Source organism: Butyrivibrio sp., from assembly GCF_015056685.1.
Lineage (GTDB): Bacteria > Bacillota > Clostridia > Lachnospirales > Lachnospiraceae > Butyrivibrio.
Genome location: NZ_SVFW01000020.1, coordinates 53,927 through 65,377, shown reverse-complemented (window position 1 = coordinate 65,377; position 11,451 = coordinate 53,927). Strand labels below are relative to the sequence as shown.

Sequence of the window (11,451 nt, the reverse complement as noted above, 5' to 3'; positions counted from 1 at the left end):
GTCACAGGATCGCTGTCATTGTCAGGATTCATACCAACTCTTAAGTTGAGATAATCCTGAGCGTTATAGAAAATAACCAGCGTATCCACAGTATTAAAATCCAGGTCTCTCAAGGTTTCTGCGCTCTTGTCATAGCGCGAATCCTCAAAAAGCGTTGACTTTTCAATAAGCTGATCAAAGTCCTCATCGTAAATACACTTGGCAACATTGTAAAAACTAAAGGCATCAAGGGCGTAGTCATCTGTATACTCAGCATTTTTTAGTGCCACTGTTGAAGCCGGGAATCCTGCATTTATACAATTTGATCCTGCCAGTTTGGACTGAACCTGACTTGTAACACCTGTCTCAGATGTGTCATATGTAAGAGAGTCATTACCGAGGAAAAGAATTGTCTCAGTACCATCCTCTTCGTGACCAGCCTTTTTATCTTCTGATAACAGGAATATCTGATCAAGAACTTCTACCTCGTAGCTCTCTCCTGTTACACCCTCAGTCTTGGCTGTTCCCTGATTCCATCTCCAAAGCTTAAAGCCTGAAAAGGCAAGGACGCCTACGATTATGGCTATTAGAATAATGTGGACCCATATGGGGATTTGTTGAAATTTGTTCTCATTATTTTCTTTACTCATGATTACCTCTTTTACTACTCTTACCACTCTTTTGAAAGCAGCTCACCATAATCAAATGCTGCTATCATCTCTCTCATAGTGGCAAGTTGGTTTTTCATTTCTTCTGATGAATGGATCTCATAGCTTCCATCCTTAAAGCATTCTACCATAAATCTATTAATATCGGGTTTATAATGTGTGTAGTCCGCATAGTTATTGAGGTCTAAGGTCTCCGGCATTGTCTGAAAATAGAATAAATGAACATTGTTATATCCAAGCAATCTGTCCGCAACATACTGATACTGACTAAATGTTGCTTCAAAGGTATTTTCCTGCATTACATTGTGCCAGTACAAAATGCTGTATGGTGGGAAAAAGAAATAAAACTGTGTATCAGGATTATTTTCCACAAAGGGAAGAATATTTACCTCAAGGTTTTCTTTGGTCTGAGACAAAAGAGCATCTGCTGCCGTCTCTTCATCCACATACTCTGGTTCATCATAGTTGTGCATAACCCACTGGATATTGTAATAATCAGGTGTCCACCAGCTTGCATATATTTCTGACAGGTCAGAGCCCTGTCCCTGAATCATAGGACGCATGATGTACTGCAAGAGTACATCCTTGTTAAGCAGATACTTCACATCATTAAGATAATTATCATCATACAGGTACTCAGGAAGTGGATACTTTGTGGTCTCTGTATCTGCAGTCATAGTCGGGATATCCATGGCAAAAAACACAGCTTTGACATCACTATTTTTTCTGGCGTATGTATCCTTATCAAATACGATTGATAAAATGTTGTAGTCATCCTTAGGATATGCTCCACTATAACTGAGCTTTATAGTATTCACGTCAAGGAGCTCTTTAAAATCATCAGTGTCAAAATTAACCGTCATGGATGACCCTATGATACATCCCTCATAGTTCATATTCTTGGCCATTCCGGGATTTTGACTGAGCTGATTGTCCACCACATAAGGAAATCCCTCTAAGGGCGCATGGTAGTGGAAAAATGGATCCACATAGACAACTATGGCGCCACACAGAACAAATGCCGCAAATACCAGTGCTATCAGTATTATAAATTGTTTTTTATAACCGTTTTTACTATCCATCAAATTAATCCTATTAGTCATCAGAAATTCATGTAGAGGAATGTGCTTACTCCTCCAAAACTAAGAATGCACCACACTAGTAAAAGAGCTGTTAGAAAAGTTGTTAAGATTCCTATTTTGCACTCTTTTGCATAATTTATGGCGCTTTTTCCAAAGAACACGATCACAATTGAAAGCGCAAGGAATAACCACATACACAGATCCCATGCAAAGTTAAAATTCACTATTGGTGTAAGCTTAAACACATACCAGATCTCATCAAGTCTGAAATAGTTGGCAAAATCACTGTAGTAAGGTCTGATTTCGCCACTAAACATGCGCTTAAATAGCAGTACTGCATCTGAAATAGTATTTGCTCTAAAGAACACCCAAGCTATGGTCACATAGATAAAAGTAAAAAGACGTTTTCCACAAACAACAGCTCTTGTAATCTTTTTTTCCACAGGAGAACCATTTTCTTTGCGATTTATACTTCCAATCGCCCTTGTTATCATATTTAGAACACCATGCATAGCTCCCCATACAATAAAGGTCCAGCCACTTCCATGCCAAAGACCACTTATCAGGAAAACGATCATGATATTTACATAGGTCCTGACAGCGCCCTTCCTGCTGCCTCCAAGAGGAATATAGATATACTTGGTAAAAAACTTAGTTAATGTAATATGCCATCTGTTCCAAAAATCTATTATATTAACTGACTTATACGGAGAATCAAAGTTAAGACTAAGTTCAAAGCCAAAAATCATGCAGATTCCGCTAGCAACATCACAATATCCACTAAAATCAAAGTAAAGCTGAAATGAATAGAATACTGCAACAAGCACAGCCTCCCACCAGCCAAGTGTTGCCAGAGAATTATATCCATAATCCACCGCTTGCCCAATAGTATCCGCAAGGATTACTTTTTTGAACAGCCCCAAAGAAATAAGGAAAAGCCCTCTCATTACTAATTCCCAATCAAGGCTCTTTTTCGCTGAATTTTTTAACTGGCGTTCAAAGTCACCGTAGCTCATAAGCGGTCCCTGAAGGAGCTTAGGGAAAAAGAGAATATATGAAAGATACTCAAGTAGATCAAATTTTTCTATATCTCCACGATAGAAATCCACAAGAAAAGCAATCTGATTGAAAGTGTAGAAGCTAATAGCTATTGGAAAGAAAACTCCACTGAACTTAAAAAATAACAGTGAAGCAACGTTTACCACAATAGCACCGCAAAGAACTACACTCTGATTTGGTGTCAATTGGTTGTTTTTCTTTAAATTCAAAACAAAAATAAAAACTGCATTGACCACTATACTAGCAAGTAATACCAATACATTCTTTATCCCAAAAAGCGCATAAAAAACTAATGAGCCTGCAATTATCCACAAATTGCACAGTCTCATTAGCTTCTCATTTTCTCTATAAAAATGCCTTATCAGGAAATACCCGATAATGAATACCGGCATAAAAGCCAGCAAAAACTCATAAGAATTGAATAACATAACTCCCCTTACTTAAGCCACTCGCTTCTCTTACTCATAAGAAGCGCCTTGAAAATATCGATGTCATCTACTGTTGTGAGCTTAATGTTCTTTTCAGATCCTTGAGAAAAATATACCTTTTTGCCCATCTCAATCATAAGAGTACAGGAAGCAACTGAGGCTGTGATTCCTTTTTCAAGGGCTTTTCTGTGAAGGTCGCAGATCTCCCCGATTTTAAAGCCCTGTGGAGTCTGGGTTCTCTTTAATTTATCTCTTGAATAAGACTCCTCTGACACTACTCCGTCGTCTGTTGTAAGCATGGCCTCAGCGCATGGAATGGCTGTTATAGCATTGCCATACTGTTTTGTCTTCATGATACAGTCTGATATAATCTCCGCTGAAACCATGGGTCTGATGGCATCGTGGATAAGCACAATATCATCCTTATCAAAAAACTTCTCAAGCTCATAAACACCGTTTCGAATGGAGCCCTGTCCATTGTCTCCACCTTTAACTACATGCTCAAGCTTTGTTATATTAAACTGTTTGGCATATGCCAAAAGCATCTGCTCCCATCCATCTACGCAGACAACTGCGATTGAGTCTATTTCAGGATGATTCTGAAACGCCTCCAAAGTATATACTATAACCGGTTTCTCATTAACTGTCAGAAACTGTTTTGGAATATCCTGATGCATTCTGGCTCCTGTGCCGCCTGCAATGATCAGTGCTACAGTTTTCATATTCTTTCCTCTTTTCGTAATAAAAATCACTCTTTGATTATATTCACATGCATAGGCACCTGTTTTTCCTTTGGTGGAAGCGCCATGTAATCTCCATAGGTCTTTTTAAGCCACTTGTCATGGAGCTTGGGAATAGGGAACTCTTTTCCTCTGATAAGTGCTGTATCCGGGCCATACACTAAATGCTCCACATCAAAATCAAGGCCCCAGTACCTGGGATCAGGCTGCTCGTTGGAGATAAAGAGCACTTTTTTACCATCATAAAACTTATCATTATCTCCATCAGCAAGCCTTGCAATTCCGCCCTGCATCTGAAGTCCAATGTACTTCATAGCAATCTTTTTAAATGGGATCAGCTTTCCAACACTTGCAAGCACAAAGGCCACAGCTTTCATGATTCCTTTGAACTTACTGTAATCAACATAAGGTCTGTGTCCCATAGCCAAGGCATATAGAAGCTTCATCCTGATAAGCTGCCACTTGTGATTCTTATCTTCAATATCAAAAACAAACAGATCAAGAGTTGGATGCGAATATCTGTTTTCGTAGAAGTCCTCTGCTCCAAATGTAGTTCCTTCATAGGTCAGTTCTGTGTCAGCAATCTTACTGATAAAATCAAAGAACTGTGGATATCTCTCAAATCTCAAAAGCTGAAATCTAGGATCAGCCTCTTTTTCAAAGACATCTAAAAATCTCTCATAATCTTTTCTCAAAAACAAAATATCCACATCATCATCCCAAGGGATAAAGTCCTGATGTCTTACTGCACCAAGAAATGTGCCACCATGAAGATAATACTGAATATTATATTTTTTACAAATCCTGTCAACCTCAGAGAGCATGGCAAAATCTGACTCATGCACTCTATCTAAATAATCCTGTACTTCTTTTTCCATATATTTTATTTCATTTCTTCTTTCCAAAAATACTCAGTAAATTACTTCTCTACCATCGGATCCTCATAAATGGTATATCCATCAATGTTTGCTATCGCATCAAGTCCCATATCCACCAGATTACCATCTATTTTTCTGCTATCAGCAAGAACAATGTAATGACACTTAGTCTGCCTTGTCGCCTCCAAAAGAGCTGTGGCATCTATTGTCTCCGGCTTTTCCATAACTTCATACACAGCATTGTAATAATCCCACTGTGTAACTACCATCTCACGACCATAGGGCATGAGTATATCTGTATCGTATTGTCTTACAAAATGTACGAGCTCTGATGGGAATGCTGCTCTTACTCTGGGCTCACCATCCTCAGGCGCTATGACATCACAAATGTCAATAACGTTTTGAGGAATGTGATAGAGATTCTCAGCCTTTGACATATACTGATTGGCATAGACAAAAGAGCCTGTCACAGCAATTATCAACAGTATAAGCGCCAACATTCCTCTTCTTACAGCATCCTTTTTGAAGTTCATGACAGCCTTACAGGCACCATATCCTATAACCACGTACATAGGAATAAGCCACAGTATCCTGTAATATGTATCGCTCCCATCATCAAACAGCGCCACATAGACGATCTTGGTAACAGGGAAAAGAAACCCTGCAAGGATCACAAGTGGCAATATGCCTAAAACGATTTTCTTTTTTATATCTTTTTCACTGGCCACAATGTAGATAGCAGCTGCCAAAAACATTAAAAGCAGCACTCCATTTCCGCCATATAATTTCAGTGCAACCCAGCACTCCATGAATATTCCGTACATATCGGGTACCTCACATGCCACTTGTCCAGATTGAGAAGTAAAGAGCCAGATAGATAAGGTTTGGTATCATGCAAAAGAAAGCTCCTAATATAACCTTCCAGTTCCTGCTAAATATCAAAAGAAGAAGTGATAAAAGAGCTATTATCCCACTTCCAAAGATAACTCCCATTGCACTGCACATGCCGGATAGCATATTTACAAGAGCAAGCATTATCCACAAATAAACAGAACTTGTGCCTGCCTTATCCACAGATATTTCTTTATTACTAGCTTTCACATTCTCATACATTTCCAGGAAAATCCAGAAAATCATCGGAAATACCAAATTTCCGACCATTGCTTTTCCCTGCCATGTCCTCATAAGGAAAAATGTAGCAGGTGTATAGTGAGATACATTTCCAAACATCATGAGAAAGCTCACGATTATCAGAAATACAGGAACCATCTCTTTTTTATCTTTAAAAAGAACTTTACCTATCTGCGCATATACCAGATAAACCAGCGGAATAAACAAAAGCGGTATAACGGAGTGTGAAACAATTGTTGCATGAACACCGCTTACTTTTGCAATAAATCCGATCCACATAGTTATAACAGCAAGGGCGTGCCTTATATCAAGGGATGTAGAGTTTCCGGTATAGGGCAAGATTGTATTCATAACATCAGCCTGCTGTGCAAGCAATGACTCAACCACATAATAAGCATCGTCTCCGTCAAAACTCGCCATCACAACTGACATTACGAGTTGAAATGCAAGAAGTCCAAAGAAAATAAGCCAGTAAACTTTAGTAGCAGTAAGCTTCATTACTATGGCTTTATTGGACACAATAAGTTTTCTATCCTTCTTGATAAAAGAAGCGTAACAAACTCTTCCAATTCCCAGCACTACCAGTATCCATGAAGCTATCAAAAAATATTTCACACAATATGCAAAAGCACTGTACATTATCGTAGTCATGCAGTATATTGCAATAACTTCAAACACTGCCAAATAAACCAAGAAGCCTAATAAAAATGTTACGCCAATAGTTCTCTTTTCCTTAGGCAAAATGAAATTAACTAAAACTCCAATAATCATTGGAGCACAAAACAGCCAAAATATTAACTTTATAACCTCTCCAACAACAAGAAACAAGGCATGTTCCTCCCAAATGCTTTTATATCTATCACCCCTGCATCATGAGCTTTAAGTGCTCTTGAAGTATGCTGATACCTGTTAAGTTCTCTCCGCCACGAGGGATGATGATATCAGCGTATTTCTTGCTAGGTTCTACGAACTGCTCATGCATAGGCTTTACAGTTTCTGTGTACTGCTTAAGAATCGAGTCAATACTGCGGGCTCTCTCCACCATATCACGGCGAATTCTTCTCATAAGTCTCTCATCTGCATCAGTCTCTACAAATACCTTGATATCCATAAGGTCTCTGAGTTCTTTGTTCTCAAGGATAAGAATTCCCTCAACGATGATTACTTTTTTAGGCATAACATGAACTGTCTCATCAGCCCTGTTATGAATTGTATAATCATAGACAGGCACATCGATAGCTATGTTATTCTTAAGTTTTTTCACATCTTCAATCAGAAGATCTGTATCAAAAGACTCAGGATGATCATAGTTAAGTCTGGTCCTGTCCTCATAAGATAAGTCATTGTGCGCCTTATAATATGAGTCATGGTTAATAACAACAATATCATCCCCAAACTTCTCTTTTATCATACGGACAATTGTAGTCTTGCCCGATGCTGTTCCTCCTGCGATTCCTACGATACAAACCTTATCGTTCATAAAAAACCTCCATTAAAAAATATATATCAACGAACGTAATTGCCGCCGTTTGACTTATAGTAATCATGTTCTAAGATGTCACCATCTTCATCGTATATGATAAGCTGAATGTCATTCAGATAATGTGCCTCATCATACAGATAATTGGTATCCGGATCCTCGTCTGAATATAATAGCCTGAAATACTGCTCAACCGGCCTGTAATTAAGGGTTCCCATGGCAGTACTCATAGCTGAAAGTTCCTCACTCTCACAGGCCTCGTAAGTCTTCCCGGTAGAGTTATCTTTTACCAGTATATATGGACCACTTGTGTTATCTATTTTATTAGTCATAGAAGAATTTCTTATCATTCTCTTTAGATAATTATCCAAAAAGACCGGTGAATCTCCGTTGACATACAGCACGAAATTGTAATCTTCTAAATTAAGAAGGTCAAGCTTAATATATAAATTGTCCTCGCTAAAAAGGACATCATCAAGCTCCTCATTGAAATTTTCAACACATTCCTGCCAATAGCTATAAGAGTCATCACCGCGGTGATCTGCCAGATCTCCTGTTTCAGAAAGCCACTGTCCCATGTAATCAGTCACCTTTTTAGAACCAACTACATTCAGATGTCCATGGTCATTAAGGTCAGAATAAACATCAATTACATCAAGGTCTAGCATATTGATATACGGAACATCATAGCTTTCCGCTATCTGTCCTGCTCTTATGGCTGCTGCCTGATCCTTGGTCTCTGCAGCAAATGGATAAAAGGTAAGTACAACAGGAATTCCTCTTTCCTGACAGAGTTCAATTATCTTCTCAAGATACTCCGTTCCAACTGTATCCTCGGTCAAAAGATCTGACTCTGTAACTTCAGGGTACTGCTCCGGCTCAAGCTCTACCTGGTATCTCATCTCCGCACCGAAAAGCCTGTTCCTGTCTGCAGTTCCGGTAATAGTCTTAAAGTCACTCTCGTTTAAATATTTCCAACGGTTATGGTAAATAATGAACTCATAAAGAAATTCTTTTTTTACACTCTCATCCTGAATGAGGTCATCAATTGCCTGTCTTTTAAGATCATTTAAAGGCCAGGCATCCATGTTCAGATGGAGCTGCTCAACTGATGTATTTACTTCATCTTCATCGTCGAATTCTTCTCTGTTATCGAGATACCTGATATTCTTCTCGAGCATGTAAGTATCTACAACAACCCACTTGGGTGTGCAATACTCAAGCGCCTGCTGAAGCTCCCAGTAAGTAGCCTGGAGCATAGCCCCGTGACCTCCCATATTGTAGGAAGTGATGCCATACTCCTCAAAAAGAAATACCGGATTAATGGCATTTATCACATGAGATGAACCCATAAATAAAACATCTATGTGGTCTTTTTTTGCTTCGTTAAAAAAGTCGGTATATTTGTAATCGCTCTCTTTTCTCTTAACTATCACTACAGTCGCTGCAATTGCTAAACTAAGCAGAATCAAGAAGATTATTGATTTAAATACATTGGCTAGTGTTTTTTTCATGACCTATTTTCCTAGAATATTTTTTTATTTTGATGATATACGGATTGCTCCACTTCGTTCATCAAAACTGTTGATAAATAAACGCAGCGCTGTCGTATCCCGGGCCCCAGATTCCAAAAACTAAGATAGAAATGATAGCTGCTATTACGATAATGTACCTGATCCAGATTCCCTGTTTCAGAATTCGTTCCCTAATAATGAATCCGTTGTAATTCACAAGATCAGTAACAACTACGATGATAAGTCCCACTATTGCCACAAAGAAATCCGCACTGTCGAGTCCATGCTTATAAAGGCTTCCATCAGCCAGCATCCACGGAGTAAATACTAAGCTGTTCTTAATGATCAAAAAGGCTTCACCAAGTGAAGATGCTCTAAAGAATACCCACGCAAAATTTACAAGTAAGAAAGTAACTAATACTTTCAACACTCTGTGTGAAAATGCATTTCTCTCAACCTTAAATACATTTACGCACCAGTCTCTTACCGGCTTTAATATATAACCAATAACCTGGAACAGTCCATGAAGAAGTCCCCAGACCACAAAAGTCCAGCCGGCTCCATGCCAAAGTCCGCTAACCAGAAATACGATCATAATATTTAAATACTTTCGGGCAGTACCTTTTCTATTCCCTCCAAGAGGAATATAGAGATAATCCCTAAGCCAGGTAGAGAGCGAAATGTGCCATCTCCTCCAAAAGCCTGCTATGCTACTTGCAAGGTAAGGACACTTGAAGTTCTCCATAACATCAATTCCAAGTATCCTTGATATACCGATTGCAATGTGCGTATATCCTGCAAAGTCTGTATATATCTCGAAAGTATAGAACACTGTTGCAACAAGAGTTGTAAAACCTACCGCCTCCATGGGATTTGCATATACGTTATTTACGTAAATAGCCAATCTGTCAGCAACTACCAGTTTTAAGAAATAGCCCCAGATTATCTCCAGAAGCCCGTCCCTCAACATGTCATAATCCACAGTGAGTGGAAAATTAAACTGCGGAAGCATGTTTTTAGCTCTCTCGATAGGTCCCTGTGTTATCTGTGGAAAGAATGATACATATAATCCGACTTTAAGGGGATTTCTTTCAGCCATCAGGTCACCGCGATATACATCGATCAGGTATCCGATAATTTTTAGCATGTAAAAAGAAATGCCAAGGGTTGCCAAGAGATTAAGATTTACTGCCTCCTCTGTTCTCCCTGTAAGAGAAAGAAAAGTCTTTTCTATGAAATTAAGATATTTGCAGGCAATCAGCACAGCTATGTGGATAGCTATTGCCACAGATAAAATTGCCTTATTTTGCTTGTTCTTTTCAAGAAGTAGCCCAAAGCCATATGCCATAGTTATAGAGATTACCAGTACTACAGTACTCTTTACATCAATGCTGGCATAGAAAAACAAGCTGGTTATTAAAAGCCAGATATACTTAAACTTCCTTGGTACTATAAAATTGATTGCCACAACTATCGGCAAAAATACAAAAAATTCCGCGGATACCAGTTGCATAACGCATTCCCCTTAGAAATTAATTCTCTTTTCCTCAACAACAATAGGTCTGTTGATCACTCGGGTATTGATATTGAGGATATACTCACCCATAAGTCCTATGAAAAAGAGCTGTATCGCTCCAATAAGAAACATACCAATGATCATAGGCGCATAACCCGCATGGAAACTATACCAGTGAGTCAACTTCAAAACAAGATAAACAAAAGCTACTATCAGATCCACAAGAGCACAGATAAATCCGGCAATTGTACAAAGCCTCAAGCCAACCTTAGTGTATGAAGTGATGCTAAGCATTGCCGCATCATACAGCGTATAGAAATTGTTATGCGTCTTACCGGCTCTTCTCTGAGGCTGCTCATACTCTACAGTTGTCATGTTAAAGCCTTCTCCGTACTCTGCAACAATTCCCCTGATAAATGGAATAGGATCTCCCAACTGCCTAAGGAGCTGGATAAAAGTTTTGTCATAAAGGCCAAAACCTGTGAAATGCTCGATCATACGGACGCTTGACATGTTCTTGATCAGTTTGTAATAACAGCTTCTCAGGAAATAGATAAAGCCATTTTCCTTACTTGAAGACTTTACTCCACTTACGATTTTATGTCCCTCTTCCCATTTTCTCACAAAAACAGGTATAAGCTCAACAGGATCCTGAAAATCTGCACAGATTGGAATAACGCAGTCTCCATCAAGTGAGCACATGCCGTGGAAAGGTGAATTAAACTGACCAAAATTGGTCACATTGAAAATAGCCTTTATCTTCTTATTTTCAGCACATAACCTTTCAATTATATCTCTTGTGCCGTCAGTTGAAGCATTGTCAATAAATGCTATCTCATAGTCATACTGTGGAAGTTCCCTGACTAAAACCTCCTCTACTGCTTTGCTGATGGCTTCAACATTTTCTACTTCATTGAAGCATGGAATCATAATACTAATCTTTTTCACAATTAAACCTCTTAAAATCTTTCATAAT

Annotated in this window: 11 protein-coding genes; all 11 read right to left on the bottom strand. The window is 38.8% G+C overall.

Annotated features, from left to right (window positions below):
* Nucleotides 1–629 (bottom strand): hypothetical protein (locus E7303_RS08975; protein WP_292144891.1); only part of this gene is annotated, 629 nt, incomplete at its 3' end.
* Nucleotides 630–649: 20 nt separating this feature from the next.
* On the bottom strand, nt 650–1,729 hold the full coding sequence (locus E7303_RS08970; RefSeq protein WP_292144890.1) for a hypothetical protein: 1,080 nt from the start codon (nt 1,727–1,729) through the stop codon (nt 650–652).
* A gap of 20 nt (nt 1,730–1,749) precedes the next feature.
* Entirely contained in the window at nt 1,750–3,216 is a 1,467-nt protein-coding gene (locus tag E7303_RS08965; protein ID WP_292144888.1) for an MBOAT family O-acyltransferase, read from the bottom strand.
* Nucleotides 3,217–3,224: 8 nt separating this feature from the next.
* Complete coding sequence (locus E7303_RS08960; RefSeq protein WP_292144887.1) at nt 3,225–3,938, bottom strand: IspD/TarI family cytidylyltransferase; 714 nt, start codon at nt 3,936–3,938, stop codon at nt 3,225–3,227.
* Between the two features lie 26 nt (nt 3,939–3,964).
* Entirely contained in the window at nt 3,965–4,834 is an 870-nt protein-coding gene (locus E7303_RS08955) for a LicD family protein (protein ID WP_292144886.1), read from the bottom strand.
* Nucleotides 4,835–4,875: 41 nt separating this feature from the next.
* Nucleotides 4,876–5,658, bottom strand: a complete 783-nt coding sequence (locus E7303_RS08950; RefSeq protein WP_292144885.1) for a hypothetical protein — start codon at nt 5,656–5,658, stop codon at nt 4,876–4,878.
* 10 nt (nt 5,659–5,668) lie between these two features.
* Nucleotides 5,669–6,793, bottom strand: coding sequence for a DUF6077 domain-containing protein (locus E7303_RS08945; RefSeq protein ID WP_292144884.1), 1,125 nt, complete (start codon nt 6,791–6,793; stop codon nt 5,669–5,671).
* A 31-nt stretch (nt 6,794–6,824) separates the two neighbouring features.
* A complete protein-coding gene (gene udk, locus E7303_RS08940; RefSeq protein WP_292144883.1) occupies nt 6,825–7,445 on the bottom strand; it encodes a uridine kinase in 621 nt (206 codons plus the stop codon).
* Nucleotides 7,446–7,471: 26 nt separating this feature from the next.
* Nucleotides 7,472–8,959, bottom strand: a complete 1,488-nt coding sequence (locus tag E7303_RS08935; RefSeq protein WP_292144882.1) for a hypothetical protein — start codon at nt 8,957–8,959, stop codon at nt 7,472–7,474.
* A gap of 61 nt (nt 8,960–9,020) precedes the next feature.
* Nucleotides 9,021–10,472, bottom strand: coding sequence for an MBOAT family O-acyltransferase (locus tag E7303_RS08930; RefSeq protein ID WP_292144881.1), 1,452 nt, complete (start codon nt 10,470–10,472; stop codon nt 9,021–9,023).
* Nucleotides 10,473–10,484: 12 nt separating this feature from the next.
* The gene (locus tag E7303_RS08925; RefSeq protein ID WP_103870229.1) at nt 10,485–11,423 is read right to left on the bottom strand and encodes a glycosyltransferase family 2 protein; all 939 of its coding nucleotides are present in this window, start codon (nt 11,421–11,423) and stop codon (nt 10,485–10,487) included.
* Between the last annotated feature and the right edge of the window lie 28 nt (nt 11,424–11,451).

What these genes read in the sequence shown, in the direction of transcription:
- E7303_RS08950 (WP_292144885.1), bottom strand. Translation starts at nt 5,658, where the DNA reads ATGTACGGAATATTCATGGAGTGCTGGGTTGCACTGAAATTATATGGC.
- E7303_RS08930 (WP_292144881.1), bottom strand. Translation starts at nt 10,472, where the DNA reads ATGCAACTGGTATCCGCGGAATTTTTTGTATTTTTGCCGATAGTTGTG.
- E7303_RS08935 (WP_292144882.1), bottom strand. Translation starts at nt 8,959, where the DNA reads ATGAAAAAAACACTAGCCAATGTATTTAAATCAATAATCTTCTTGATT.
- udk (WP_292144883.1), bottom strand. Translation starts at nt 7,445, where the DNA reads ATGAACGATAAGGTTTGTATCGTAGGAATCGCAGGAGGAACAGCATCG.
- E7303_RS08955 (WP_292144886.1), bottom strand. Translation starts at nt 4,834, where the DNA reads ATGGAAAAAGAAGTACAGGATTATTTAGATAGAGTGCATGAGTCAGAT.
- E7303_RS08970 (WP_292144890.1), bottom strand. Translation starts at nt 1,729, where the DNA reads ATGGATAGTAAAAACGGTTATAAAAAACAATTTATAATACTGATAGCA.
- E7303_RS08965 (WP_292144888.1), bottom strand. Translation starts at nt 3,216, where the DNA reads ATGTTATTCAATTCTTATGAGTTTTTGCTGGCTTTTATGCCGGTATTC.
- E7303_RS08960 (WP_292144887.1), bottom strand. Translation starts at nt 3,938, where the DNA reads ATGAAAACTGTAGCACTGATCATTGCAGGCGGCACAGGAGCCAGAATG.